31 protein-coding genes and 1 rRNA gene are annotated in these 25,224 nt (G+C 41.7%); 1 reads left to right on the top strand and 31 read right to left on the bottom strand.

Translation table 11 applies throughout. The features are described from left to right. Positions 1-3 precede the first annotated feature (3 nt). From LJF29_RS20200 to metG, 17 genes are all read right to left on the bottom strand, one after another. Positions 4-234: an anti-sigma-F factor Fin family protein gene (locus tag LJF29_RS20200; protein WP_010332704.1), complete on the bottom strand. Its 231-nt coding sequence runs from the start codon at positions 232-234 to the stop codon at positions 4-6. A 60-nt stretch (positions 235-294) separates the two neighbouring features. Then, positions 295-861: an aminoacyl-tRNA hydrolase gene (pth, locus tag LJF29_RS20195; protein ID WP_229150221.1), complete on the bottom strand. Its 567-nt coding sequence runs from the start codon at positions 859-861 to the stop codon at positions 295-297. A 105-nt stretch (positions 862-966) separates the two neighbouring features. Then, on the bottom strand, positions 967-1,584 hold the full coding sequence (locus LJF29_RS20190) for a 50S ribosomal protein L25/general stress protein Ctc (protein ID WP_168746755.1): 618 nt from the start codon (positions 1,582-1,584) through the stop codon (positions 967-969). 86 nt (positions 1,585-1,670) lie between these two features. Beyond that, the gene (locus LJF29_RS20185) at positions 1,671-2,624 is read right to left on the bottom strand and encodes a ribose-phosphate diphosphokinase (protein WP_010332701.1); all 954 of its coding nucleotides are present in this window, start codon (positions 2,622-2,624) and stop codon (positions 1,671-1,673) included. Positions 2,625-2,646: 22 nt separating this feature from the next. Next, positions 2,647-4,017, bottom strand: a complete 1,371-nt coding sequence (gene glmU / locus LJF29_RS20180) for a bifunctional UDP-N-acetylglucosamine diphosphorylase/glucosamine-1-phosphate N-acetyltransferase GlmU (protein WP_229150220.1) — start codon at positions 4,015-4,017, stop codon at positions 2,647-2,649. Between the two features lie 191 nt (positions 4,018-4,208). Further along, complete coding sequence (spoVG, locus tag LJF29_RS20175) at positions 4,209-4,502, bottom strand: septation regulator SpoVG (protein ID WP_003218346.1); 294 nt, start codon at positions 4,500-4,502, stop codon at positions 4,209-4,211. Positions 4,503-4,696: 194 nt separating this feature from the next. Beyond that, positions 4,697-5,074 carry a 2-iminobutanoate/2-iminopropanoate deaminase gene (ridA, locus tag LJF29_RS20170; protein ID WP_003226738.1) on the bottom strand — a complete coding sequence of 126 codons (378 nt, stop codon included), beginning with the start codon at positions 5,072-5,074 and terminating at the stop codon, positions 4,697-4,699. Then, on the bottom strand, positions 5,071-5,928 hold the full coding sequence (purR, locus tag LJF29_RS20165) for a pur operon repressor (RefSeq protein ID WP_229150219.1): 858 nt from the start codon (positions 5,926-5,928) through the stop codon (positions 5,071-5,073). The genes ridA and purR overlap by 4 nt, the downstream gene beginning before the upstream one ends. A gap of 55 nt (positions 5,929-5,983) precedes the next feature. Next, a complete protein-coding gene (ispE, locus tag LJF29_RS20160; protein ID WP_229150236.1) occupies positions 5,984-6,853 on the bottom strand; it encodes a 4-(cytidine 5'-diphospho)-2-C-methyl-D-erythritol kinase in 870 nt (289 codons plus the stop codon). Positions 6,854-7,001: 148 nt separating this feature from the next. Then, positions 7,002-7,187 (bottom strand): small, acid-soluble spore protein, alpha/beta type, encoded by a 186-nt coding sequence (locus LJF29_RS20155; RefSeq protein WP_010332697.1) that lies wholly within the window; start codon positions 7,185-7,187, stop codon positions 7,002-7,004. A gap of 161 nt (positions 7,188-7,348) precedes the next feature. After that, positions 7,349-7,609, bottom strand: coding sequence for a biofilm formation stimulator Veg (gene veg / locus LJF29_RS20150; RefSeq protein WP_010332696.1), 261 nt, complete (start codon positions 7,607-7,609; stop codon positions 7,349-7,351). Positions 7,610-7,810: 201 nt separating this feature from the next. Next, positions 7,811-8,683, bottom strand: a complete 873-nt coding sequence (gene prtG, locus LJF29_RS20145; RefSeq protein ID WP_010332695.1) for a sporulation-specific protease PrtG — start codon at positions 8,681-8,683, stop codon at positions 7,811-7,813. Between the two features lie 160 nt (positions 8,684-8,843). After that, entirely contained in the window at positions 8,844-9,722 is an 879-nt protein-coding gene (gene rsmA / locus LJF29_RS20140) for a 16S rRNA (adenine(1518)-N(6)/adenine(1519)-N(6))-dimethyltransferase RsmA (protein WP_229150218.1), read from the bottom strand. Further along, positions 9,715-10,275: a ribonuclease M5 gene (gene rnmV, locus LJF29_RS20135; protein ID WP_229150217.1), complete on the bottom strand. Its 561-nt coding sequence runs from the start codon at positions 10,273-10,275 to the stop codon at positions 9,715-9,717. The genes rsmA and rnmV overlap by 8 nt, the downstream gene beginning before the upstream one ends. 144 nt (positions 10,276-10,419) lie before the next feature. Beyond that, positions 10,420-11,643 carry a G5 and 3D domain-containing protein gene (locus LJF29_RS20130; protein ID WP_229150235.1) on the bottom strand — a complete coding sequence of 408 codons (1,224 nt, stop codon included), beginning with the start codon at positions 11,641-11,643 and terminating at the stop codon, positions 10,420-10,422. 245 nt (positions 11,644-11,888) lie between these two features. Next, positions 11,889-12,656 (bottom strand): TatD family hydrolase, encoded by a 768-nt coding sequence (locus LJF29_RS20125; RefSeq protein WP_229150216.1) that lies wholly within the window; start codon positions 12,654-12,656, stop codon positions 11,889-11,891. Between the two features lie 78 nt (positions 12,657-12,734). Continuing rightward, positions 12,735-14,729, bottom strand: a complete 1,995-nt coding sequence (gene metG, locus LJF29_RS20120; protein ID WP_229150215.1) for a methionine--tRNA ligase — start codon at positions 14,727-14,729, stop codon at positions 12,735-12,737. Between the two features lie 496 nt (positions 14,730-15,225). Between metG and abrB the strand changes: the two genes are divergently transcribed. Beyond that, positions 15,226-15,516, top strand: a complete 291-nt coding sequence (abrB, locus tag LJF29_RS20115) for a transition state genes transcriptional regulator AbrB (RefSeq protein WP_003226760.1) — start codon at positions 15,226-15,228, stop codon at positions 15,514-15,516. A gap of 49 nt (positions 15,517-15,565) precedes the next feature. Here abrB and rsmI read toward each other — a convergent pair whose 3' ends face one another. From rsmI to rrf, 14 genes are all read right to left on the bottom strand, one after another. Next, on the bottom strand, positions 15,566-16,444 hold the full coding sequence (gene rsmI / locus LJF29_RS20110; protein ID WP_229150214.1) for a 16S rRNA (cytidine(1402)-2'-O)-methyltransferase: 879 nt from the start codon (positions 16,442-16,444) through the stop codon (positions 15,566-15,568). Next, positions 16,419-16,718: a GIY-YIG nuclease family protein gene (locus LJF29_RS20105; RefSeq protein ID WP_229150213.1), complete on the bottom strand. Its 300-nt coding sequence runs from the start codon at positions 16,716-16,718 to the stop codon at positions 16,419-16,421. Before LJF29_RS20105 ends, rsmI begins: the two co-directional genes overlap by 26 nt. Then, complete coding sequence (locus tag LJF29_RS20100) at positions 16,705-17,448, bottom strand: tRNA1(Val) (adenine(37)-N6)-methyltransferase (protein WP_229150212.1); 744 nt, start codon at positions 17,446-17,448, stop codon at positions 16,705-16,707. The genes LJF29_RS20105 and LJF29_RS20100 overlap by 14 nt, the downstream gene beginning before the upstream one ends. Positions 17,449-17,508: 60 nt before the next feature. Next, on the bottom strand, positions 17,509-17,868 hold the full coding sequence (yabA, locus tag LJF29_RS20095; protein WP_010332687.1) for a replication initiation-control protein YabA: 360 nt from the start codon (positions 17,866-17,868) through the stop codon (positions 17,509-17,511). Positions 17,869-17,882: 14 nt separating this feature from the next. Beyond that, positions 17,883-18,710 carry a competence/sporulation regulator complex protein RicT gene (gene ricT / locus LJF29_RS20090; RefSeq protein WP_010332686.1) on the bottom strand — a complete coding sequence of 276 codons (828 nt, stop codon included), beginning with the start codon at positions 18,708-18,710 and terminating at the stop codon, positions 17,883-17,885. Between the two features lie 2 nt (positions 18,711-18,712). After that, positions 18,713-19,702, bottom strand: coding sequence for a DNA polymerase III subunit delta' (gene holB, locus LJF29_RS20085; protein ID WP_229150211.1), 990 nt, complete (start codon positions 19,700-19,702; stop codon positions 18,713-18,715). Positions 19,703-19,713: 11 nt separating this feature from the next. After that, positions 19,714-20,154 (bottom strand): YaaR family protein, encoded by a 441-nt coding sequence (locus LJF29_RS20080; RefSeq protein WP_010332684.1) that lies wholly within the window; start codon positions 20,152-20,154, stop codon positions 19,714-19,716. Positions 20,155-20,166: 12 nt separating this feature from the next. Next, complete coding sequence (gene darA, locus LJF29_RS20075; protein ID WP_003218295.1) at positions 20,167-20,496, bottom strand: cyclic di-AMP receptor DarA; 330 nt, start codon at positions 20,494-20,496, stop codon at positions 20,167-20,169. A 74-nt stretch (positions 20,497-20,570) separates the two neighbouring features. Further along, positions 20,571-21,209 (bottom strand): dTMP kinase, encoded by a 639-nt coding sequence (gene tmk, locus LJF29_RS20070; RefSeq protein WP_010332683.1) that lies wholly within the window; start codon positions 21,207-21,209, stop codon positions 20,571-20,573. Then, on the bottom strand, positions 21,206-22,645 hold the full coding sequence (locus LJF29_RS20065; RefSeq protein ID WP_229150210.1) for an aminotransferase class I/II-fold pyridoxal phosphate-dependent enzyme: 1,440 nt from the start codon (positions 22,643-22,645) through the stop codon (positions 21,206-21,208). Before LJF29_RS20065 ends, tmk begins: the two co-directional genes overlap by 4 nt. A gap of 84 nt (positions 22,646-22,729) precedes the next feature. Continuing rightward, positions 22,730-23,887 carry a toxic anion resistance protein gene (locus tag LJF29_RS20060; RefSeq protein WP_229150209.1) on the bottom strand — a complete coding sequence of 386 codons (1,158 nt, stop codon included), beginning with the start codon at positions 23,885-23,887 and terminating at the stop codon, positions 22,730-22,732. 18 nt (positions 23,888-23,905) lie between these two features. Then, positions 23,906-24,520, bottom strand: coding sequence for a 5-bromo-4-chloroindolyl phosphate hydrolysis family protein (locus LJF29_RS20055; protein WP_229150234.1), 615 nt, complete (start codon positions 24,518-24,520; stop codon positions 23,906-23,908). Between the two features lie 143 nt (positions 24,521-24,663). Further along, positions 24,664-24,858 (bottom strand): sigma factor G inhibitor Gin, encoded by a 195-nt coding sequence (locus LJF29_RS20050; protein ID WP_024123601.1) that lies wholly within the window; start codon positions 24,856-24,858, stop codon positions 24,664-24,666. A gap of 180 nt (positions 24,859-25,038) precedes the next feature. Beyond that, positions 25,039-25,154 (bottom strand): 5S ribosomal RNA (gene rrf / locus LJF29_RS20045). Between the last annotated feature and the right edge of the window lie 70 nt (positions 25,155-25,224).

The following is a 25,224-nucleotide window of genomic DNA, read 5'->3' as shown; positions in this document are numbered from 1 at the left end:
TTTTTATTGAATAAATGTGTGATGTTCGTGGTAATGCGGATTTCGTTCAAGTGCCTCTTGGCAATCTTCACATATGGTATGAACATGGACATCTCCATTGTCTTTATATGAAATCATATCGTTTCTTTCCTCGTTTGTTAAGTGGTGAAACCCAAGTGAATTTGTCGATACCATGGAAGATTCCAGACTTCCAACTTTTACTCCGCAATGACGACAATAATAATGCAAAGCCATACAAGGGACCCTCCTGATGAAAAAGTCATTTTGGTGTAGTATGGACTCTGATTATGTATTTTATACCTTCGCGTTGAATTCGTTCATAACCTCTAAAAACGGTTTGCTGAGAGAAGCCTCACAAGCCTTAACGGACCTTTCAATTGCTTCTTCAATTGCTGGTGTTTCATCCTTTGAAAAAGCGCCTAAAACATAATCAACCACCTTCATCCCGTTCACAGGCCGCCCGATTCCGATGCGGATGCGATCAAACTCAGGCGTTCCGAGATGCTGGATCAGTGATTTGATTCCATTATGCCCGCCCGCACTGCCTTTCGTTCTTAGACGGATCTTGCCAGTCGGCAGATCAAGGTCATCGTAAATAACTTTTAAATCTTCGTTGTCTACATCATAATAATCCATTAAAGGCCGCAAACATTCTCCTGATAAATTCATATATGTAAGCGGTTTAACAAGTAGAACCTTTTTGCCGGAAACAAATCCGGTTCCATATAATCCGTTAAATTTGCTCTGGTTCAGCTCAATATTCCATTCCTTCGAAAGCTGGTCTATTGCCATAAATCCGACATTATGCCGTGTATTTTCATAGTTCTTTCCCGGGTTTCCGAGACCGGCAATTACAAGCATGGAAAATCCTCCCTTAGTCACATAAGCTCCCGCTCTAATACGGGCTATAATTCTTCTCATTCTAGCACAAAAGACGTAACCGCGGGAGGGTTACGCCTTAAGCTATTATTGATCTTTGTTTTCACCTTCAGGCTGAGCATCGGCAGTTTCCTCAGCGTCTGTTTCTGCAGCATCCTGCTGCTGCGGAGGAAGAATGGAAGCCACAACCTCATCTGATTCGTGATTAAAGGAGTAGTCACCGCCAGCAGGCAAGTCCTCAATCGTGAGTACATCATTTACATCAAGACCGGAAATGTCTGCCTCGATTGATTGCGGAATTGCTTTTGGCTTAGCCTTCACAGTAAGAGCGTAAAGCGGCTGCTGCAATACGCCTCCATTTTTCACTCCAATTGCTTCTCCAGTCAGATGAATCGGCACTTCCACTTCAATTTCCTCACTCATATTAACGACTTGGAAGTCAGCATGAGTGACCTCATTTTTCAGCGGGTCCGTTTGCAGCTCTGTTACCATGACAGCGTGCTTCTCTCCGTTGACGTCAAGAGTAAGGACTGTATTCTTGCCTTCATCCCTCAGTGTTTTAATAAGTTCCACACTGTCTAAGGATACCGGTTTGTTTTCCGTGTCTTTTCCATATATGATACCTGGAACATGACCTGAAGTACGGATATCCCGAAGAGACGAACGGGTGAAACCTGTTCTTTCTTTTGCCGTTAACGTTGCCATATTCAGCACCATCCTATTATCGTTTTATTGTCTTATTAGAAACAATACCCAAAACGATAAAGGTTTAAACCTTTTAAAACATCGGTTTAGCTGAACAGGTAGCTGACAGATTGCTGCTCATGAACGCGAATAATCGCTTCAGCCAGAAGCGGTCCGACTGAAAGCTGCTTAAACCGTTCAATTTTCTTTTCTTCAGGAAGCTTGATGCTGTTTGTCACAACAAGCTCTTTAATTGTTGAGTTATTAATTCGTTCTACAGCAGGTCCTGATAGTACCGGATGTGTACAGCATGCGTATACTTCTTTTGCTCCGTTTTCAACAAGCGCATTAGCTGCAAGTGTAATGGTGCCGGCTGTATCGATGATATCATCGATAAGAATAGCGATCTTCCCTTCGATATTACCGACAATATTCATGACTTCTGCCACATTCGGTCTCGGACGGCGCTTATCAATGATCGCAATCGGCGCTTTTAGTCTGTCAGCCAGCTTGCGGGCGCGTGTCACACCGCCGTGGTCTGGTGAAACAATGACGATATCTTCAAGGTTTTTGCCTTCAAAATATTCTCCTAAAATCGGAACACCCATTAAGTGGTCAATCGGTATATCAAAGAATCCTTGAATTTGCGGTGCATGCAGATCAAGCGCGATGACACGAGTCGCACCGGCAGTCTCAAGCAGGTTTGCGAAAAGTTTTGCTGTGATTGGCTCACGGGATCTAGCTTTTCTGTCTTGACGCGCATAACCGTAGTAAGGAATCACAATGTTAATGGTTTTTGCTGAAGCGCGTTTCAACGCATCTACCATAATCAACAGTTCCATAATATGCTCGTTAACGGGGTCACTTGTAGACTGGATGATGTAACAGTCACATCCGCGAATACTTTCTTCGATATTAATTTGGACTTCCCCATCACTAAATCTTGTGACAGAACACTTCCCTAATTGAACTCCAACTATATCTGCGATTTCTTTTGCAAGCTCTGGATTAGAATTCAAAGAAAAAATCTTTAAATTCTTATCTCCGTATTGATTAGACATGGATAAACCTCCGAATTTAGGATTATTTTTTATGAATTTTTTTCACATAATCGTCTTTATTTACTTGTCTCGCTCTGGCGATAGCAAGTGCTTTTCCAGGTACATCTTCAGTAACAGTTGAGCCTGCCGCTACATAAGCGCCTTCTCCGACTGTGACAGGGGCAACCAAATTGGAGTTGCAGCCGATAAATGCGCCGTCTTCAATTTTCGTTAAATATTTGTTCTTTCCATCATAATTAACAGTAATTGAACCGCAGCCCAAGTTGACGTCTGTACCTACCTCGGCATCCCCGACATAGCTTAAATGAGAAGCCTTGCTTCGGTCTCCGAATTGCGTCTTTTTGATTTCAACAAAATTCCCGATCTTCACTTCATTCCCGATGACAGAATCAGGTCTGATGTGAGCAAAAGGTCCTATGTTTACATCATTCCCCACTTTACTGTTGTTGACTACCGATTGTTTAATCACAGTACGGCTTCCAATGGAACTATTCATAATCTCAGTATGAGGGCCGATAATCGTATCTTCTCCGATTTGCACCTCACCTTTAATCACAGTTCCAGGATAAATCACAGTATCGCTTCCGATGACAGCTTCAGGAGAAATATACGTATTCATCGGGTCAATCAGCGTAACACCATTTTGCATATGCCGTTTATTAATCCGCTCTTTCATAAACAATTCAGCCTGAGAAAGAGCAACTCTATCATTAACTCCGAGCGTTTCTTGGAAGTTACCAGTCTGGTAAGCGGCAACAGTTTCGCCTTCATTTTTGAGGATCTCTATCACATCCGGTAAATAATACTCGCCTTGAACATTATCGTTCGATACAAGGTCTATGGCCCGGAATAGAGCTTCATTATCAAAACAATACGTTCCAGTATTAATTTCAGTCACAAGACGTTCTTCTTCTGAAGCGTCCTTGTGCTCCACGATTTTTTGAACCGCTCCGCTCTCGCCGCGAATGATTCGGCCGTATCCAGTCGGATCTTCTGCAACAGCAGTCAAGATTGTAGCTTTTGCTTCTTTTTGTGTATGTTCTTTCAGCATAGCTTCCATTGTCTCCGCTGTTAAAAGCGGCGTATCTCCGCAAATGACAATCGTTACACCTTTTTCGTCAGCAAGAAATGGCTGTGCCTGTTTTACAGCATGAGCAGTGCCAAGCTGTTCTGCTTGAAGCGCATACTCGCTTTTATCCCCAAGCTGCTTTTTCACTTCTTCCGCACCATGTCCGACAATCGTGACAAGCTTCGTTAAAGAGAGCTTTAAAGCTTCGTCTACGACGTGCTCTACCATAGGCTTACCACAAACTGGATGAAGGACTTTGTAAAGCTTTGATTTCATTCTCGTTCCTTGTCCAGCCGCTAAAACAACTGCAAACCGCTTATCCATTTAATGGCCTCCAATATCCCTTTTATCCATAGAAAAATATATCCTAAATATCAGTTGATTTCAAGGAGACTTCATGAAGTGCAAGAATTTTCTATTGGTGCATTTTAGTTTGAAAAATCAGAATTAAAAAAGGACTGCCGGAAAAAGGCTTGTCTCAGCCCCATCAGCAGTCCTTGCTTTTTGGTTATTTTTTAAGAAGCTCCAGCTTCTTCGAATTCTAATGCTTCAGTGTCACCCAGACGATGATACTCATTTAACACGGCATCTTGAATCTTTCCACGCGTGCTTGAATTAATAGGATGAGCAATATCGCGGAACTCTCCATCAGGGGTGCGTTTACTCGGCATCGCAACGAAAAGACCATTGTTTCCATCAATCACACGAATATCATGTACAACAAATTCGTGATCCAGCGTGATGGATGCAATCGCTCTCATGCGACCATCGGTATTCACGCGGCGTAATCTTACGTCAGTAACTTCCACAGTAGTTCACCACCTTTTCCCTATATAAAAGCATTAGTGTATCAATTCCACGATTTTTTCTGAATTCCTGCTGTTTTTTAAAATATTTTTTGAAAAATTAGGATATAAATACACAATTAGGTCATAACGCTTTTATTTCAGGCATAAGGTAAATAAAAAAGTGATTCCGAGCAAACCCAGAATCACTTTTCTTATTATTTTACTAACGCAATCACTTCGATTTCGACTAATGCATCCTTTGGAAGTCTCGCAACTTCAACGCAAGATCTCGCCGGTTTGTGCGTGTCAAAATATTGCCCGTACACTTCGTTCACTTCCGCAAACTGTTCCATGTCCGCGATAAATACAGTTGCCTTTACAACTGTTTCAAAAGAAGCACCTGCTTCTTCCAACACCGCTTTTAAGTTGCTGAACACTTGATGCGTCTGCTCCTTAATATCACCGTTCACCATTTCACCTGAAGGCGTCAAAGGAATTTGGCCTGAGCTGTAAAACATATTATTGACGATGATCCCTTGTGAGTAAGGTCCGATTGCCGCTGGGGCATGTTTTGTGTGGACTGCTTTTGTCATAATTCTGTCTCTCCATTCTTCAAAAGATTGTCTTTAAAAAAACGCAGAAAATTGCCATTCTGGATTTCAATGGACTTATCTTTCATGTTGATCGTTGAAAGAGTTAGAAGTGACATATACTCATCAACAAGACGTTCATTTACTCCTTCGGCTTCGACCAAGACGCCGATCCCCGCTACATTCGCATTAAACTCATCCAACAGGCTAATCATACCATTAATTGTGCCGCCTGCTTTCATAAAGTCATCAATAATGAGTACGTTTGAACCCGTCTTCATGCTTCTTTTTGCAAGTGACATCGTTTGAATGCGGTTTGAGGAGCCTGACACGTAATTAATGCTGACCGTGGAGCCCTCAGTTACCTTGTTATCCTTGCGCACAATGACGACAGGCACATTCAGATAACTCGCAGCTGCATACGCGAGAGGGATGCCTTTCGTGGCAACGGTCATGACAACGTCAATTTCGCGGTCCGCAAATACAGAAGCAAACAGCTTTCCAACCTTGGAGAGTACAGATGGCTTTCCTAAGATATCCGTTAAATACACATAACCGCCCGGAAGGATACGCTCAGGATTTGCCAATGACTGTCCAAGTGTCTGAACGAATTCTTCAGCTTCAGCCTGCTTCATTTTCGGAATATATTTGACACCTCCGGCAGCACCGGGAACAGTAAGCAAAGTACCGATCCCTTGCTGCTCAAAGGTTTGCTTTATAATTGTTAAATCTTCACTGATCGATGATTTTGCAGATTCATACCGCTCAGAAAAAAAGGTTAACGGTATTAACTCGTGCGGATGGGTTAACAAATAATTTGTTAAGTCCACCAATCTGCCGCTGCGACGAAACTTCATGAACTTACCCCCAAAATCCGAATATTTTAAGATCAATATAACTTAACATACGGATTTAATCAAGAGCGTTCTGTTCGCCGATCATTCTCACTGCATATACCTGATCGCAGAAGCCTCTTAACCCGTTATAAATCCTCTGTACCTTAGACTCATATTGAACCAGTCCAAACACAGTCGGACCGCTTCCGCTCATTAACACGGCATCTGCGCCAAAGCGTTTCATCTGGTTTTTGATCATCGCGACTTCTGGATGCATATCAAGCGTTACAGACTCAAGCACATTCCCCAAACGTCTGCACATGTTTTGAAAGCTCTTTTCCTCAATCGCGTCAATCATACCGTTTACATCCGGGTGTTCCACCTCATCAAGCTTTAGCTGTCTGTAGACCTCGGCCGTAGAAACTCCAATTGTTGGTTTCGCCAAAATGACCCAGCAATGCGGAGGCGGGCTGATGTGTTTAATCTTTTCACCGCGTCCAGTGGCAAGCGCAGTTCCGCCATAGACGCAAAACGAGACGTCTGAGCCAATTTCCGCTCCCAGCTCCGCCAGCGTTTCTGCAGAAAGATTTAAATTCCACAGTCTGTTCAGTCCTCTGAGCGTTGCGGCCGCATCACTGCTTCCGCCGGCAAGGCCCGCAGCCACGGGAATCACCTTCGTGATCATGATGGAAACTCCTTTTTTCACGTTGTATCTGTCTTTGACGAGCTTGGCAGCCTGATAAGCTAAGTTTCTCTGATCATCGGGCACAAAGCGGTTGTGGGATGAAACCCTTACTACATCTTCTGCCAGCTCCGTCAATTCAATCCGATCCGCTAAATCAATTGTCGTCATAATCATTTCGACTTCATGATAACCATCCGGGCGTTTTCGGGTAACGTCAAGTGACAGATTAATCTTGGCTGGCGCTTTTTCTAAAATACGCATAGCTTTCACCTACTTCTCCATCTAAACATAAGTATGAACATTGTATCACATTTGAAGTGCGAGATGAACTTATCCATATTGGAGCTATTATGTATTTACAAACCAAAATCAAAAACCGGGGAACCATACGTCCCCCGGGTCACATTCCTTATCGGTTATTCTGATTCTGAGCCATCTGCTGTTCGGCGATTTCAATTGCCCGTTTTACCATGTTACCGGCATCGCGGGCACGAATGCCTCCCCAACCTTCATTTTTTACAGTGTCGTAAAAACCAAGGTCCTTAGCCAGCTCATATTTAAACTCATCTGACATAACTCCACGACGTCTGCCCAAACGAAACAACCCCTTTTTTAGAGATGATAACGATTCGTGCACGTCACGATAAAATGTGACCGTTTTTATCTTTTGTTTAATGACAGTGAAAGTATCGAGAGAATTAATGGAAATCAAAAAAAGTCAAAACAAAAAGCAGTAAACAAAAAGTTCACTGCCCGTTAAAATGCTACTGAGCTTGCTGCGTCATCATTAAATGTCAGTTCAACAGTCTCAGTCAAAATATCAGCATAACTGTATGAAACTCTTTCAAACGAGTTCTCGTCTTGATCTAGTTGTATCACAAAAACAGCAGGGTACGTCTCAGCTAAAATGCCCGAACGCTCAATCGTTTTTCGGCGGCCACCGTTTGCTTTTAACGTCAGCCTTCTACCTAAATTCCCATCAAGCGACCTTTTAATATCGGACAACGTCTTCGCCATTGCATCCACCTCACTACATTTATTGTACAACACGAGCCTATTTTTGTCAAATAAAATTTAAATTATATCAACGTTAATAAGACGTTGTCAACAAAATTATTTTGACAAAATTCTATGATTCCTCAAATATTTTCCGCAAGTTTCGGTAAATTATGTATCATTATGTAAAATAAAAACCCCGAATAAATCATCTATCCGGGGCTAATTGGACTTATAAGGCATTCCGACCCTCAATACTCCTCTTGTTTCAATGCCTCCAAGTCCTTTCTCTCTTGTCAGTGTATTCCGGAGCACTTCCCATACGTTGACTCTTTCCATAAAAGGCGTAAAGCTGATTTTCGCCACGATATATACAGGATCAAGAGCATGAATGTTTACTCTTGAAGGAGAACTCGCGAAATTGGCTCCCGCTCTTATAAGTGATTCAAAATGGGATTGGCAAGCCCCCGCAAAAATAACTAGCTGATCTAAGTGAGGGATTTTTTTTCGGGCTTTCTGAACGGTTTCGACAAAGTGTTTCGAATGTCTGTATGCGCTCAAATCATCAATGCCACCCTTTTGCTTGGAGTATGCATCATGACCGGTAATCACTAGGATGTCAGGTCGATATTTGTCGAGCAATTCTTCTATAGAAGCAGACATTTTCTTTTCGTGACAATGAATGCCGTAAACCGGCACACCGATCTTTTTATAGACACTCAGGCATTTTTTCAAATACGCCTCATCACCGTCCATATGAAGCACCTTGCCCGGCATATGAAAATAATGCTCCTGATGCTGGTACTGGCTTGTTGCATAGTACTCCTGTTTCTCTCTCAGCAGCTTATAATCCTGACGGAGCAGCTCAAGTGATTCATTCATTCTGCTCTCATCTTTCTTTTTTCGCATCAGCTGCTCATCTTTTTGCACAGCCACCAAATCAGAAAAATCCGCATCAGCAATCAGCCTGACTTCGTCACCATGCAAAATGGCGATTGAATTCCCTGTACTTGTTTGTTCTATCGCTAAAATGCGAAACAAAACATCCATTTGATAGGATTTTCTGGCTACCATATCCCCTATTTTAAATTGCACGTTCCTCACTCCACACATAGACTAAGCCTCATCATGAAAGAAAGAGCCTTGAGAAAAGCGCCTTTTTTCGCTGAGTGCAAGTTTTTCTTATCATTGAATTTAAGGTCCTTCTCTAGCCTATGTAGCGGCAGTCCATGTGGTGCGAAAACAAAAAGCCCTTTTAGAAAAGGGCTTTGTACAATCCGTTAGACAGCGCAGCGAATTCCTCAATAGACAAGGATTCACCTCGGCGCTTGCCGTCAATATTCGTTTCTTCCAGCACTTGCTCAATCATTGGTTTTTTTGCTTTACCATCAGGCAGATTGTTCACTAAGTTATTAAGCAACGTTTTGCGGCGCTGAGCAAAGCTCGCCTTAATTAACTGAAAGAAAAAGGCTTCGTTTTCTACATCCACTGCCGGGCCGTCGCGGCGAATCAGCCGAATGACTGCTGAATCTACATTAGGCTGAGGAACAAATACCGTTTTCGGAACGATCATCACCGTTTTGGCTTCTGTATAAAATTGCACAGCAATAGAAAGTGAACCGTACTCCTTAGATGAAGGATCAGCTGCCATACGTTCAGCTACTTCCTTTTGCAGCATAACGACAATCCCTTTCAGCGGGAGGTTTTCTTCAAGCAGCTTCATGATAATCGGCGTTGTCACATAATAAGGAAGGTTGGCTACAACCATTACCTCATCACAGTCTTTAAACTGCTCTTCAATGACCGATTTCACGTCAGCCTTAAGTACGTCTTGATGAATGACAGTGACATTGTCATATGGGGAGAGCGTGTCTTTAAGGATCGGCAATAAACGCTGGTCAATTTCAAATGCCACGACCTTTTTCGCCCGCTTGGCAAGCTGTTCAGTCAAAGCCCCGATCCCCGGGCCGATTTCAATGACACCGGTTTTCTCCGTCACTTCGGCGTGGTCGACAATTCTGTCTAAAATGTTCGTATCAATTAAGAAATTCTGCCCCAAACTCTTTTTAAAAGAAAAACCGTATTTTTTTAGTATCTCTTTCGTTCTTATCGGTGTCGCAATATCTTTATTCATCCTGTTCCTCCCGCATGACGGTATCGAGCGCACTCATAAAATCACTTTTTTTAATTTGAAACATTTGCAGCCGTTTTTGAAGCTGTTTGCCATTTGTATATCCAATTTTCAGCAGATCACCAAGACGTTCACGGCGGCGTTTTGCTTCAGATCCGCCAATCAGCCCGGCGTGAATCAGGTCTTCAGCAGAAATTTCACTCGGCTGAGCTTCCATTTCTTCATGCACGTTTTCTAAACATGCCCGGATGCTTTCAATTGATGCGTGTTCTACGCCAATTCCCCGTTTGTTTTTAGGTTTCGCAAGGTGCTTTGGCAGGAATGCATGCTTACAGCCGGGTACAGCCTCGGAAATGGTTTTGCGTATTTTTTCTCCCGGGAAATCCGGGTCCGTTAAGATGATAACGCCTCTGGTTTCCTGAGCCAAACGGATTTGTTCAATCACATGATCACCGATGGCTGAACCATTTGTTTCAATTGTGTCTGCATCAACAGCCAATTTGATGCGGGCCGTATCGTCACGCCCCTCGACCACAATGATCTCTTTAATTTTCATTATTTCCTCCAAGACAAAATAAAAACTTTTGTATATTGATGAAACTTTTTCATATGTCGAGCGTCTAATAAGCAGAAAATACACTTCGTCTATTATAACGAAAAAAACAGAGGGCGCAAAACCCTCTGTATAGATAAGTATATATTAATTCAAGATTTTAATTTTGACTGTTTTATTTCCCCATCGGTAAGCCGATGATTTCTCAGGGAAAAAGACGTCTATTTTATTCCCTTTAATCGCTGAACCCGTATCAGCAGCAACGGCGTATCCATATCCTTCAACGTGGACTTTTGAGCCTAGCGGAATGACATTTGGATCTACTGCGATGACTTTTGCATTAGGATTATTTTTCAGATTAACGCCTGTAGCCGTATGTCCTGAACATCCGCTGCAGCTTGCCGTATAAGCTGTAGATGATACTGTCATGACTTTACCTGTTGATTCATTGCTCCGAGACACAACTGGTTTTGAATCGCCGGAAGCACTGACCTTTTCAATCTTCGGACTGCTTTGCTTTGTGCCGATCGCAACCACTTTATCTTTGCTTTGCTCGGCTGTTTCTTCTTTTACAAGCTCTCTGGAAACTTCTTCGCCGTTTTCCTTTACGACTTCATAATGTTTTTTGAGCTTGCCTTCTTTTCCTTTTTGGACGACCTTTTCTTGCCCTTTTTCAAGAGAAGCGTCTTCTTGTTTTTTCACATCAAACGCTATTTTCTCTTCAACTACATCGGTGACCTTTTCGATACGAGTTATTGTAATATCAGCCTTTCCTTTCGTTAGCTTTTCGTCTAACGCAGGCTTGATTTTATCTTCGTCTTTTATGTTCATCTTTTGCTGTTTTAAAAAGTCAGCGACCGTAGTCGAAGTCGTCCAGATCTTCTTTTCTTTCCCTGCATCATTCACAGTGACTTGGAACGCAGGTTCTATGTTAATTTTCATGTCTTTCGAAACTTCTGTATCTATTGCGGGATCAATCTGATCGTGTTCTTTTACATCAACATCTTGTTCGTCCAGTAATGCACCGACCGTTTTTGCTGTTGACCATAATGTCTTTTCTTTCCCGTTTAAAGTAAGCTTCACAGGTTTTGCAGCCTCATACACAACATTCATATCTGCTGTTATCTGTGTCTGTTTAGCAGGTGTGATCTTGTCTTCATCTCTTGTCTTTATATCAAGTGCTTCTAAAAGATCACCGACTGTTTTTGCATGTGTGCGTATATTTTTCTTTTTGCCGTTGATAGAAACTGAGACTGATTGTTTCGTCAGCTCATGAGCTGCGTACGCAGTCCCGCCTCCCGCCAGCAGCAAACAAGCAGCAACCAGAATGACTTTGCTTTTGCTAAGCTTTACGGAAAACAGCTTTTTCATTTTTTGTGTGATGAAAAACGCCTCCTTCTCCTCGGAGAGATTATATAGAGTATCTAAAAGGCTGTCAACCCTCCCTTCTCCTTCCCCTAAAAGCTCAGTGTCTTCTTCATTATCCTGAAACACACCGAGAAACGGAAGAAAGACTTGTCGACAAACCTATCCTATGAGGAGAAGAAAGCATGTAGAACATTTATGGAAAAACCCCGGAACGGACAAGCTCTTACAAAACCCGCTAGCGTTTTTTGTCAGTTTATACGGAAAAGTCTTTTTGCATTTTCAGTCGTAATTGATGCAATTTCTTCAAAGGTTGTTCCTCTTAATTCAGCAATCTGTTCTGCCACATATTTCACATAGCTTGGCTCATTTCTTTTACCTCGAAAAGGAGTTGGGGTAAGAAACGGACAGTCAGTTTCAATCAGCAGCCTATCATTCGGAATTTCCTTTACAACTTCCTTTGGTTTCTTCGCATTTTTGAAGGTGACAGGACCGCCAAATGACAAATAAAAATTCATCTTCATACATTCTCTTGCCACTTCAATACTGCCCGTAAAACAATGCATGATGCCGCCGACTTCGTCTGCGCCTTCCTCTTTCAAAATGGTAACGACATCCTCTGTTGCATCACGGTTGTGGATAATAATAGGGAGATTGACCTCTTTTGCGAGGGCAATTTGTTTTCTAAATACTTCTTTTTGAACATCTTTAGGAGATTTATCCCAATGATAATCCAGACCCATTTCACCTATGGCTACCACTTTTTTATGAGCAGAAAGCTCTTTAATCCAAGCCAAATCTTCCTCAGTCATGTCAATGGCGTCAACTGGGTGCCAGCCGATGGCAGCATATATAAAATCATATTCCTCAATCATTTCCATCGCCCGGGTAATGGTCGGCCGGTCAAAACCGACGACTACAATCCGGTCAACTTTTTCAGCTTTCGCCCGCTCAATAACCTCTTCTAGATCTGTATTGTATTGTTCTGCATTTAAATGCGCATGTGTGTCAAATAACATAAATGAAAAACTCCTTTCTTGTCGAAACACAAAAGGTGTTCGACGAATTGTTACACGTGAAACACCTTTTGTTTATCATTATTTAATTCTTGTGCCCTTCGGTAAGGACTGATCGATGGATACGACTTTTAATACGCCGTCTGCTTCTCCTGCAAGGATCATTCCTTGAGAGAGCTCTCCTCTCAGCTTAACCGGTTTTAGATTTGTTACACATACGAGTTTTGTTCCAATAAGCTGTTCAGGTTTATAATGTTTTGCAATACCGGAAACGACTTGGCGTTTCTCAAAGCCAAGGTCAAGCTGGAGTTTCAGTAAACGATCTGCTTTTTTCACCGGCTCTGCTTCTATAACCTCTGCCACACGAAGTTCTACATTCATGAACTGATCAATCGTAATTTCAGGTAAACGGTCGACCTCTTGCGGCTCTTCTTCTTTTTTCTCTTCTTTAGCTGGAGCTGAGCCCTGCATTTTCCCTTTAATGTACGCAATTTCTTCTTCTGCTTCTAAACGTGGGAATAAAGGCTCGCCTTTTTGTACTTTTGTGTCTTTAAGCTGACCGAAAGCTGTAATGCTGTCCCAGGCTTTTAAAGCATCATCCGTGATGCCCAGCTGCTCAAACATTTTTACCGGTGTTTTTGTCAGGAACGGCTGAAGCAGTACGGCTGAAATACGCAATGATTCAGCAAGGTGATACATAACCGACTGCAGTTCATTTTCTTTTTCTGGATCTTTGGCAAGAACCCATGGAGCCGTTTCGTCAATGTATTTATTAGTTCGGCTGATCAACTGCCATAATGTTGAAAGAGCGACCGAGAATTCCATCTTTTCCATTGCTTTTTCATAAGATTTCACTGTTTCCTCAGCCACGGAAGAAAGCGTCTGGTCAAATTCCGTTACGGCACCTTTATAAGAACCGATTTGCCCGTCAAAGTATTTATTGATCATGGCAACAGTACGATTCAAAAGATTACCTAAATCATTCGCTAAGTCATAGTTAATTCGTTCAACAAAACCTTCCGGCGTGAAAACACCGTCAGATCCAAATGGCACTTCGCGAAGCAGGTAATAACGAAGCTCGTCTAAACCGTAGCGTTCGATGAGCGTGACTGGATCAACAACATTCCCTTTGGATTTCGACATTTTTCCATCTTTCATCAAAAGCCAGCCATGCGCAAATACTTGCTTCGGCAGCGGAAGGTCCAGAGCCATTAGCATGATCGGCCAATAAATGGTATGGAACCGCACAATTTCCTTACCAACTAAATGAACATCGGCTGGCCAATATTTTTGATAAAGCTCATCATTTTCTGTATCATAACCGAGTGCTGTTAAATAGTTGAATAGTGCGTCAATCCAAACATATACAACATGTTTTGGATTTTCCGGCACCTTCACACCCCAGTCAAATGTGGTGCGTGAAACAGCTAAATCCTCAAGGCCGGGTTTGATGAAGTTGTTAATCATCTCGTTTTTACGTGACTCCGGCTGAATGAAGGTTGGATTTTCTTCATAGAATTTCAAAAGACGGTCAGCATATTTCCCCATACGGAAGAAATAGGATTCCTCTTTGATCAATTCGACAGGGTGGCCGCTGTCAGGGCTTTTCCCGCCAATAACCTCACCCTTTTCATTTCGTTCAATATCTACAAGCTGAGTTTCCGTGTAGAATGTTTCATCAGGAATACTGTACCAGCCCTCGTATTCATCAAGATAGATGTCCCCGTTCTCAAGAAGCTTCTGGAACACCTTTTCTATGACAACTTTATGCCGTTTTTCAGTTGTGCGGATAAAGTCATCGTTTGAGATTTCAAGCTGTTTCCACAGTTTCTGAATATCTGCCGCTGCGCGATCCACATACTCTTGAGGCGTAATGTTTTCCTGTTCAGCTTTTTGTTGGATCTTCTGCCCATGCTCATCCGTTCCCGTTAAATAGCGCACATCAAAGCCTTTTAATCGTTTGTAGCGAGCCATTGCGTCACCAGCGACTGTTGTATACGCATGGCCGATATGTAATTTTCCGCTCGGATAATAAATCGGTGTTGTAATGTAAAATGTATTGTTTTTTTGCGGCATCTTGAAACCTCCCAATCAGAATGTCAAAAAGCTCCCGCCCAAAGGACGAGAGCGGCGAAAAGTGCAAATCATATATGATTACCTATTTTTATATTTATCCTTTATCTATGATACCATCTTAGCCTTTAAGATCAAGGATATATACGTATGCCCCTAAAAAGAATAATTAAAATTAAAAACCTTTAATAAAAATAAAAAAAGTCTGTTCATGTCGAATTTTGTCGTATATAATCATACGGTATAAAAAACCTTGGTTCGAAAGTCTTGATTTAAAAGGATTTTTCATAGGATAATAGCTTTATTAGAAAATTATAAAATGCTGTTAATCCGGTAGTTTCAAAGCCATTACTGACTATAAGAACTAAATCTTACAATCAATAGTAAACAAAAGGATTGACGATTATTGGAAACCTTGTTATGCTATGAAGGTAAGGATTTTGTCGAATAATGACGAAGAAAAATATAACTTAAACAATAATTATCTCTTGGGAGGAGAATGTTTATGAAATCTACTGGTATTGTACGTAAAGTTGATGAATTAGGACGTGTAGTGATTCCTATCGAATTGCGTCGTACTCTTGGAATCGCAGAAAAAGATGCTCTTGAAATTTATGTTGATGATGAAAAAATCATCCTTAAAAAATATAAACCAAACATGACTTGCCAAGTAACTGGTGAAGTTTCTGACGATAACCTTAAACTTGCCGGCGGCAAATTGGTACTAAGCAAAGAAGGCGCTGAGCAAATCATCAGCGAAATCCAAAACCAGCTTCAAAACCTTAAATAATCATTTTTTACACAAAAAACGTTCTTGTTATGACACAAGAACGTTTTTTTTATTGCTGAATATGGTATGCATCATACATTTCACGTTTTGGGACGTTACGATCTACGGCCGCTTTTTTAATGGCTTCTTTTGAGGTTGCTCCCTTTGAGATGTAATGCTCGACATGCTCTTTTGCAGAGAGGTTCTCCCACCAATGTGTTTCTTCATCTTGTTCCTCAGAGTTATTGCCCTCGACCACAAGACAAAACTCTCCACGGATCTGATCCTCATTTGCCCAGTCTATCACTTCTGATATCGTTCCTCTTATAAACTCTTCATATTTCTTAGTAAGTTCACGCGTCACCGCAATGTCCCGGTCTCCTAATATCTCTAACATCACAGACAAGGTTTCCTTCAATCGGTGAGGTGCTTCATAAAAAATAATCGTTTCTTGTCGTTTTTTGAGGACATCGAGTTCTTTTTTCTTTTCTTTTTTCTGCCTGTTGAGAAATCCGTAGAAAAAGAAAGGCTGCGGTACAATTCCTGAAGCGATAAGCGCTGTTAATGCGGCATTGGCCCCCGGCAGAGGAACAACATAACCGCCCATTTCTGTAAAGTCCTTGACGATTTCCGCTCCCGGATCAGAAATTGTCGGCAGCCCAGCATCACTGACCAGCGCTATGTCCTTCCCGGACTTCAGCCATTCAATGATTTTGTGGCCGCTGCTTTCTTTATTGTGTTCGTGATAACTGACAAGCGGTGTTTCAATTTCATATACATGGCAAAGCTTTTTTGTTTGCCTCGTATCCTCTGCAGCGATCGCATCCACTGATTTCAGTGTTTCGATCGCTCGAAACGTCATATCCTCTAAATTTCCGATAGGTGTCGGAACCAAATAAAGAATCCCCATATCCGACTTACCATTAAAGCTCATCTGGCGCCTTAACATATACAGCCTCCTTGCTGTTCCGTTTTTCTTCTATATAATGCTCTTTTTTTCTGCGGGTCAGTTTTTTAAAGTAATATTCCGCCTGCATAGCTTCCCGCTTCGTTGCAAATGCCTCAGCAAAAATTAAATCAACCGGGCGTCTCGCTTTTGTATACTTTGCGCCCTTTCCATCGTTGTGAGTTTTCAGCCGTTTCTGCAGATCGTTGGTATACCCTGCATACCAACTGTTGTCTTTGCACTGTACAACATAAAAGAAATGGTTATTTGTCTCCATATAAAATGGTCCTGATTTCTTTTGTGTATTCATTTTGTTCGTTATACACGAACAGCGGAGGAAGTATTTTCAAATCTGGCCGCCCGCCTTTTATGCCTTCAACCAAAATGGTATTGGCTTCCTTCCCTTGTTTCGGATAGACAAACTGAACACGTTTCGGCTCAATTTGATAAGCCTTCATCAATTCAAAAATTTCGAGAAGCCGGCCCGGCCGGTGAACGAGCGCTGCCTTTCCGCCTTGCTTTAGCATTTTACTGCTGACAGAAATGACATCTTCCAATGTACAGTGAATTTCATGTCTTGCGATACGGAGGTGCTCATTCAAATTTTGTTCGGCCTGTTTCGGTGTTTTAAAATAAGGCGGGTTGCAGGTAACAACATCATATCTATTATGCCCCAGCTTTTCAGGCATGTTTTTCAGATCATCATGTATGATTTGAATTTGATCCTGCAGCTCATTATACGCCACACTACGGACAGCCATATCATGCAGTCTTTCCTGAATTTCAACTCCAAGAATTTCGGCTTTTGACCTTGTACTCAGCAGCAGCGGCACAATGCCGTTGCCAGTGCACAAATCAACAATCTTTCCTTTTTGAATCGGAACATAAGCAAATTTGGAGAGAAGCACAGCGTCCAACGAAAAAGCAAACACCGTTGGACTTTGTATGATCTTCATGTCCTCTGCCAGCAAATAGTCTAATCTTTCATCGTCATGTAATGAAACCATTTTCTTATCCTTTCCAGAACCTTTGAAAAAGGCTTCCGTCTGATGCGGAAGCCTTTTTCCTTATTTTTTATTTAAGAATGACAGACAGAAGAGACAATCTTCTTTTCTGACGCTTCCATAGTGGACGTTACAGATATGGAACCCTTCCTGATACAGACGTGCCAGATTATCATATCCTTCCCCTATATCAGCTTGCTCTGTCTTCTGTGTTTTTGATTCTTTTTTATCAGCTTTAAACTTTTCAATCTGTTGCGTCGTATCGTCCAGCCGTTTACGCAAATGCTTATTTTCAAGCTGTAGATGATGATTTTCTTCAATCATCTCACCGATATGCTGCTTTAAATCCCCCAGCTGCCGGTAAAGCGAGCCGATTTGTTCTTCTAAGTTAATGACGGTATCAAATAACTCTTTTTTATCCAAGGTTCCACACCTCGTTAATCTGTGGTTTGTGCGGATACGACGCCCTCTTCCAAGAGCTCTTCCCAAGTATATTCTATCACTTTTTCACGGTTCATCAGTTCCACCTGAAGCACCCGTTCCAGAATATTCAGCCCGACGACTTTCGCAGGCCCGTTTGCTGTCGTAATCATTTCCCCTATATCCGGAAGCTGTTCCTTTGCAGTCTCATACTCATCGTTTTCGTATTTCAGACAGCACATCAGACGTCCGCAAAGACCAGAAATCTTTGTTGGATTTAAAGATAAGTTCTGATCCTTCGCCATCTTAATAGACACAGGTTCAAAATCTCCGAGGAATGTTGAACAGCAAAGCATTCTGCCGCAAGGGCCGATTCCTCCGAGCATTTTTGCCTCATCTCTCACTCCAATCTGGCGAAGCTCAATCCTTGTTTTGAAGATGGAGGCTAAATCCTTTACAAGTTCTCTAAAGTCTACTCGGCCGTCAGCAGTGAAGTAAAAAATCACTTTATTGCGGTCGAACGTAAACTCCACATCGACCAGCTTCATATCCAAACCGTGATCTATTACTTTCTTTTGGCATATTTCAAATGCTGATAAAGCTTCTTGTTTATTTTCTTCTACAATGAGAAGATCGCGCTCGTCAGCCACGCGTATCACTTTACGAAGCGGAAGCACAACATCATGCTCATCCACCTGTTTATTCGCGACAACAACCTGGCCGTACTCAACGCCTCTGACAGTTTCTACAATGACGCAGCTGTCTTGTTCTATATGAAATCCATTCGGATCGAAATAATATATTTTACCCGCTTTCTTAAAGCGGACGCCAATTACATTGTACAAGCTTATCCCTCCTGCAACATTAACACCAAGTGCTCCATTAGTCCCTGCACATTCACATTTGAATGAAGCCGTTTCTTTGCTTCTAAAACAGCAAGTATCTGGTTCGTAACGCTTTGTTGTGTTGATTGTAGCGCATGCTGTTTTATTGATTGGAATAAGTCTTGATAAATCAATTTATCTTCATTTCCTATTTGGATGGACAACACATCGCGATATATCAATAAGAGCATATCAAGACCCATTTCTTGATGGGTTTTTTCTTTGAAAAAGGGCATCCATTGATCTTGAATAAAGAAAAAGGCATGTCCTTTCCGCTGGTGTAAGACTTCATACAATTTTATCACTTTCGCTCTAGACTCTGCAAACTCATCATTTCGACTTAATTCGACTGCTTCTGCTACATTGTTGGTCATGTTCGCCAGGAGCCTCGCCATATAAAGCGAAACCTCCTGTTCTATCAGTCGGTCTTCAATTGCTTTGGGCTGCAAAGGCTGAAAAGGAAGGGTTTGGCATCTTGAAATGATGGTATCCAATAACCTTTGAGGCTGCTCAGTAATAAGGATGGCTATTGTGTCTCTGTTCGGCTCCTCTAAAAACTTCAGCAGGCTGTTTGCCGCATTAGCCGTCATTTGATCTGCATGTGATATGATGTACAGCTTTTTATGCGATTCAAGCCCTGTTTTAGAAAACTCTTCTTGCAGCGCTTGAATTTGCGCCTTTTTAATCGATAATCCATCAGGCTGTACCAGATGTAGATCAGGGTGGTTCCCCGACTCAATCCGCTTACAATTTCTGCAGTTCTCACAAGGCTCTGCTCCGGCTTCCAGACAAAAAAAGCTTTTCGCAAGAAGCATTGCGGCCTCCAGCTTGCCTGTTCCTTTTTTGCCCTCAAATAAATAAGCGTGTGATAGTCTGTCCTTCTCAATACTATTATATAAAAGCTTCATTACTCTGGGCTGAAGCTCGGTCATTTCCTTCCAGGATATTGCCATTGTATCACTCTCTATGTGTAAAGGTTAATCAATAAACCTTTTATTTCGCCAATACGCTCCAGCAAATCAATTGCCGGTTTTTCCAGATCCATCATCTCTTCTGTAAGCTTTATCAATTTCTCGTCTATTTCTTTCACAAGTCCCAGTGTTCTGCTGTTTCCGTAAAGATCAAAGCTTTTCGACGTTTCATGTGAAAGACCGCTGTCAACAGCTTCTTTGACAAAACGTTTCACAAGCCCTTTAAATCTTGCCAAGTCTTTAAAATTTCGTGATTTCGTCAGTCTTTTCCCAAATGCTTCTATGTCTGTTAACAGCCTTGTCAGCTGATCAAACTTTAATTTGCTGCTTTGGTTCTCCATTGATGTTTTAAAAGATGCTGAAATCTCAGCTGTTTTCATAGAAGGAAGCTGTTTATTATCTATAAATGTGCGTATATCTTTATTGATTTTCACAGTTTCAAATCCTTAAAATTGATGAAATTCATCGACTGGAAGGACAAATACTGTCGCTCCGCCAACTTCAACTTCGACTGGATAAGGGACATATGAATCAGCATTTCCACCCATTGGAGATACAGGAGCAATCATCTGATCACGTTTCTGTCCGTTTTCTTTAATGAGACTTAATGCTTTATCGACGCGTATATCCTCGACACCAATCATAAACGTTGTATTGCCTGATTTAAGAAATCCTCCTGTCGTCGCAAGCTTTGTGACTCTAAAGTTGTGATCTGTTAAAGTTTTCAAAAGTCGGTTGCTGTCCTGATCTTGTACAACTGCCACTATTAATTTCATCTGTAAAGGCCTCCTTTAGATTGGAAACAACAATGATCTCGTTTACATTATTATATCAACTAATGAGAAACAGGTCACAATTGAATTTTTTTCAACGCTTCATTGATAACCTTTTGAACGTCCTGAACAACGAGGTCTTTCGATTGAGCGGCATCAACTGAATGGAATCTTTCTGGAAAACGCTTCATCAGCTCCCGATAACCTTCCTGAACTTTTGTATGAAAGCTCAACTTTTCCAGATCGAGCCGGTTTTTCTCCCGAGAGCCGTTCGCATCAATACGCTTCAGGCCCTCTTCCGGATCAATTGAAAAATATATTGTGACATGAGGCATCATATCCCCAATGGCGAATTGGTTAATCGATAGAACTTCATCAATCCCAAGGCCTCTTGCATATCCTTGGTATGCGAGTGAACTGTCAATGAATCTGTCACAAAGTACAATATTCCCCTGCTCTAAAGCAGGTTTTACTTTTTCAACTAAATGCTGACGTCTTGCAGCTGCATATAAGAGAGCTTCTGTTTTTGGATCCATTAACGTGTTGTTCTCGTTTAGAATAACTTCTCGAATTTGTTCTGCGATATCTATGCCGCCTGGTTCCCGTGTTGCTGTAACCTGAAGGCCCTCTGCTGTCAGTATCTTTTTCATTTCCTGTAATACAGTAGTTTTTCCCGCGCCTTCAGGACCTTCAAATGTAATAAATAAACCGCTCATGATTTCTCCTCTTCTATATAAACAAGTAATTGCTTCTCATTGATTTTCATATTCCCTTGAACATGCGTTTTCATGCTGATCAAGCGGCTGAGCTTTTGCACGCTTTCTCTTGTGATTCTTTCGCCTGCCATAATCATCGGAATTCCCGGCGGATAAGGTATAACATCCTCTGCATTCAGCCGGCCTGCCGCTTCATTGAAATTCACATATTCTTTCTGTAACGTGTTTAAAACCTTTCTTTGATAAGGCAAGACAGTAATAGGTTGTGCTACCCATTCTGCTGAAACATTTATCTGATCAGATGGAGTCTTTTCGATCTCATGATCAATGTTCTTAATTGTTTCCGCATCGATTCTCCGTTTTCCTCCCAAAGGGAGAACAAGCAAAACCTGATTTTCATCGGCAAGCTCTGTGAAAATGTTGACACGCTCTAATATTTTTTGCAGTGTAAAACCTGAATGGCCGCATTTGGAACGAATGGTGAGCTTCAGCGGATCAGTGGAAAGCCGTTGATTGGCCGGTTCAACCGTTTCAGCATTTGCAAGTGAATCAAACGTTTGTTTAATCGATTGAATATGCTGCAGAACGTCAGAAAGCTTATGTTCCTCTATCATATGCTGCACATAAGCGCGGGCAAGATCCAATGAAGCCATTATCGGATAAGACGGGCTGCTGCTTTGTAAACGATTCAAGTAATCCGCCACCCTGTTTCGTTCAATCCTGTTGCTATTGAGGTGCAAATAAGACCCCATCGTCATGGCAGGCAGCGTTTTGTGCGCCGACTGGACAACAATATCTGCTCCCATTTGCAACGCTGAAGCCGGAAAAGGCTCCCCTAAAACAAAGTGCGCGCCATGCGCTTCATCCACCAGCACAGGAATCCCGTATTGATGGGCCTCTGAAATGATTTCAGTCAAATCCGCGCTATGTCCATAATAAGTCGGATTGGTCAGCAACAGTCCCTTCGCATCTGGATATGCCTTTAGAGCTTCTTTTATCGTATCAAGCGGAACATGCGTAGGCACATGCATGAATTCATCAATGTCAGGTGCGAGATAAACCGGCTCAGCTCCAGCCAAATCAACAGCATGAAAGACAGATTTATGGCAGTTTCTTTGGATCAGGATCGTATCTCCAGGATCACAAACTGATAAAATCATCGCTAAGTTGCCGACAGTCGTGCCGTTTACAAGAAAAAAACTTTCTGCCGCTCCATACAATTGGCTGACAAGATCTTGGGCTTCCTTAATTACTCCTGAAGGATGATGCAAATCATCAAGCCCCGATAGCTCAGTCAGATCAATTGCAAGAAGCGGGTTGTATATGGTCTTAGCCTCATCAAAAAAGACATCTCCATTGTGATGTCCCGGAACGTGAAATGAATGAGAATTCCTTCTCGCATGTTGAATCAGTGCATGATATAAAGGTGTGTTCATTAAAACAATCCTTTTGAATGTGTATTCTTACTCTTTATTATATCGTTCCTATGACAGAACTTAAAGCTAAGTCTTACTGGTAAACTACCTTTCCTTTATCGCGAGCAGCTTTTGCTTCAAATCGCCTTCCATCATCATGAGCTCTTCTTCAGCCTGTCGGCGTTTGATCCGCCCTTCTTCTTGAATCGTCAGCGTTTCTTCAAGCGTACTGATTAAGCTTTCCTGTACCTTCTTTAAGGTATCAATATCAACAAGCCCTCGTTCATTTGCTTTCACTGTTTCAATCGTATTGGTTTTTAAAAGCTCCGCGTTTTTTAGCAAAAGTTCATTGGTTGTATCGGATACTTTTTGCTGTGCATCCACAGCGTTTCGCTGCCGTAAAAGTGTCAATGCAATCGCTACTTGGTTCTTCCAGAGCGGGATTGCGGTTACAATGGATGACTGGATTTTTTCAGCTAATGCCTGATTGGTATTTTGAATTAACCTGATTTGCGGAGCGCTTTGTATAGTAATTTGCCTGCTCAATAGCAAGTCATGCACCCTTTTATCCAATCGGTCAGCAAACTGGATCAAATCGTTTACTTCTTGAACGGCCATTTGATTATGTTCGCTTGATTCGGCCTGTCGTTTCAGTTCAGGAATTGTTTTCGTTCTTAATTCATCCAGCTTCAATTCACCAGCAGCAATATAAACATTCAGTGCAGAAAAATATTCTTTGTTTTTATCATATAACTGCTCTAACAGCTTATTATCACTGATTAATGCATGTTTTGAATGCTCGAGTTTTAAACTGATTCTGTCTATCTGCACACTGGTCTTTTGATACTTTGACAGAACCTCCTGAAGAGAATGAGACACTTTCCCAAACATGCGTGCCAAGAAACCTTTTTTCTTAGTCTGCAGTTCATCTGGGTTTACTTGTTCCAGCTTTTTCATCAGTTCACCAAGGATTTCACCGATTTCGCCGACGTCCTTCTTTTGAACATGATCAATCATCGTATGAGAAAAATTCAGCAGCTTAGACTGGGCTTGTGAGCCGTACAAGACAATACTGTTCATGTTGTTATGATCAATTTGTTGAGCCAACTGGTATGCTTTTTCTTTGTTTTCTTCGGGCAGAACATCGACAAGACGCACTGGCTGCTTCTCTGATTCAACAGCCTCCCCCTTTGGTATTTTGATATCTCCAAAAGGGTCTGCCAACACTCCGTCTATTTGAAGGTCACTTCGATCTTTATTCACCGTCCTTGCTCCCTTCCACTATTTTTTCAAAGAATGCTTCGCTGCATCTAATTCAAATTGCAGTTCACCAATTTCGTCGCCCATTAATTGAGTTAAATCTTCTTCTAAACGCTTCGTCAATTCAGCAAGTGTGATACGTGCTTCACTCAACGACATCGAAAGTTCTTTGTTTTTTTTCGGATGAGAAGAAAGAAAAGCATATTTCTCCGTCAGTTCCACAACAGAATCTAGAGTCTGATAAAAGAAACGCTCAGCCCGATAAAACCGTTTTGGCTCTTTTTTGGTTAACATATAGATCCTTCTCACAAGTTTTAGCATCTCTGCATTTTGCTTAAACATCTGGATATTTTTCGCTTGAAATAAGGCTTTTCTAAGACGGATTATTTTTTGTCTTGCTTCCTCAAGATTTTTCTTAATGTACGCATATTCTCTTCCCGTCAGTTCATGTCTTTTAAGAAATAACCGCCTAGAATTCCACAAACCCGCTGTGTATACGAGAGCTGCTGATGAGACGCCATATACAAAAGATAAAAAAAGTGTTTGGTTAAAACCAAAAAAACTCAATAACCCTATGAAAACAAAAGTCGCACTGCTTGTGAAACTCCATATCAAAAATTGAAGAATTCTATGCATCAACATCATCGACTCCTGTGAGTATTTCATATTTAACATTATTATCTACTACGTTCAGTCCCTAAACAAGTTTCATGTTCTTTTATCGTATCCATTGCCTTGATATAAAGTGAAAAATGGTACAAAAAAAGACCTTCTCAGGTCTAAGAGTATAATGGCGGTGTATGAATGCTCTTTAGTTTCTTGACATAAAAGGCATAGTCAGGATCGGAAGTTGCTGTAGAAATTACTTTTCTCTCACAATCTAAGCATATGAATTTTGTATAAAGATGAATCCCTCTGCTTTTCTCTTGTTCGCATATTATACATGTTTGATGGTGTTTAACCGTTTCGTCCATCGTCCCCACCTCCGTACAATTAGCCTTTCCTGAAACCTGATATTGTATACATTATTTAGATCTTTTGGAATCTTGAGATCAGTATATGGGCTATATAAGCTGTCGGTGTTTGTATAGTTTCGATTTCACTTGTACATGGACAAACAAAAAACCCAGCTCAAAGAGCTGGGTTTTACCCTTGCTTGGCGGCGTCCTACTCTCACAGGGGGAAACCCCCGACTACCATCGGCGCTGAAGAACTTAACTTCCGTGTTCGGCATGGGAACGGGTGTGACCTCTTCGCTATCGCCACCAAACAATTGAGAGTGTTCTCTCAAAACTAGATAACAGGTGTGACATCATTAGAAATTAGGTTAAGTCCTCGAT

It is taken from the genome of Bacillus sp. LBG-1-113 (assembly GCF_020708615.1).
GTDB classification, from domain to species: Bacteria; Bacillota; Bacilli; order Bacillales; family Bacillaceae; genus Bacillus; species Bacillus mojavensis.
The sequence above is the reverse complement of the archived record's forward strand: the minus strand, read 5'-3'. Positions and strand labels throughout refer to the sequence as shown.

Bases quoted from the DNA above. Each gene is read 5' to 3' on its own strand.
- LJF29_RS20200 (WP_010332704.1), bottom strand. From the start codon at position 234: ATGGCTTTGCATTATTATTGTCGTCATTGCGGAGTAAAAGTTGGAAGT.
- pth (WP_229150221.1), bottom strand. From the start codon at position 861: ATGCTTGTAATTGCCGGTCTCGGAAACCCGGGAAAGAACTATGAAAAT.
- LJF29_RS20190 (WP_168746755.1), bottom strand. From the start codon at position 1,584: ATGGCAACGTTAACGGCAAAAGAAAGAACAGGTTTCACCCGTTCGTCT.
- LJF29_RS20185 (WP_010332701.1), bottom strand. From the start codon at position 2,624: ATGTCTAATCAATACGGAGATAAGAATTTAAAGATTTTTTCTTTGAAT.
- glmU (WP_229150220.1), bottom strand. From the start codon at position 4,017: ATGGATAAGCGGTTTGCAGTTGTTTTAGCGGCTGGACAAGGAACGAGA.
- ridA (WP_003226738.1), bottom strand. From the start codon at position 5,074: ATGACAAAAGCAGTCCACACAAAACATGCCCCAGCGGCAATCGGACCT.
- purR (WP_229150219.1), bottom strand. From the start codon at position 5,928: ATGAAGTTTCGTCGCAGCGGCAGATTGGTGGACTTAACAAATTATTTG.
- ispE (WP_229150236.1), bottom strand. From the start codon at position 6,853: ATGCGTATTTTAGAAAAAGCGCCAGCCAAGATTAATCTGTCACTTGAC.
- veg (WP_010332696.1), bottom strand. From the start codon at position 7,609: ATGGCGAAGACGTTGTCCGATATTAAAAGGTCGCTTGATGGGAATTTA.
- rsmA (WP_229150218.1), bottom strand. From the start codon at position 9,722: ATGAATAAAGATATTGCGACACCGATAAGAACGAAAGAGATACTAAAA.
- rnmV (WP_229150217.1), bottom strand. From the start codon at position 10,275: ATGAAAATTAAAGAGATCATTGTGGTCGAGGGGCGTGACGATACGGCC.
- LJF29_RS20130 (WP_229150235.1), bottom strand. From the start codon at position 11,643: ATGAAAAAGCTGTTTTCCGTAAAGCTTAGCAAAAGCAAAGTCATTCTG.
- LJF29_RS20125 (WP_229150216.1), bottom strand. From the start codon at position 12,656: ATGTTATTTGACACACATGCGCATTTAAATGCAGAACAATACAATACA.
- metG (WP_229150215.1), bottom strand. From the start codon at position 14,729: ATGCCGCAAAAAAACAATACATTTTACATTACAACACCGATTTATTAT.
- abrB (WP_003226760.1), top strand. From the start codon at position 15,226: ATGTTTATGAAATCTACTGGTATTGTACGTAAAGTTGATGAATTAGGA.
- rsmI (WP_229150214.1), bottom strand. From the start codon at position 16,444: ATGTTAAGGCGCCAGATGAGCTTTAATGGTAAGTCGGATATGGGGATT.
- LJF29_RS20105 (WP_229150213.1), bottom strand. From the start codon at position 16,718: ATGGAGACAAATAACCATTTCTTTTATGTTGTACAGTGCAAAGACAAC.
- LJF29_RS20100 (WP_229150212.1), bottom strand. From the start codon at position 17,448: ATGGTTTCATTACATGACGATGAAAGATTAGACTATTTGCTGGCAGAG.
- holB (WP_229150211.1), bottom strand. From the start codon at position 19,702: ATGGCAATATCCTGGAAGGAAATGACCGAGCTTCAGCCCAGAGTAATG.
- darA (WP_003218295.1), bottom strand. From the start codon at position 20,496: ATGAAATTAATAGTGGCAGTTGTACAAGATCAGGACAGCAACCGACTT.
- tmk (WP_010332683.1), bottom strand. From the start codon at position 21,209: ATGAGCGGTTTATTTATTACATTTGAAGGTCCTGAAGGCGCGGGAAAA.
- LJF29_RS20065 (WP_229150210.1), bottom strand. From the start codon at position 22,645: ATGAACACACCTTTATATCATGCACTGATTCAACATGCGAGAAGGAAT.
- LJF29_RS20055 (WP_229150234.1), bottom strand. From the start codon at position 24,520: ATGCATAGAATTCTTCAATTTTTGATATGGAGTTTCACAAGCAGTGCG.
- LJF29_RS20050 (WP_024123601.1), bottom strand. From the start codon at position 24,858: ATGGACGAAACGGTTAAACACCATCAAACATGTATAATATGCGAACAA.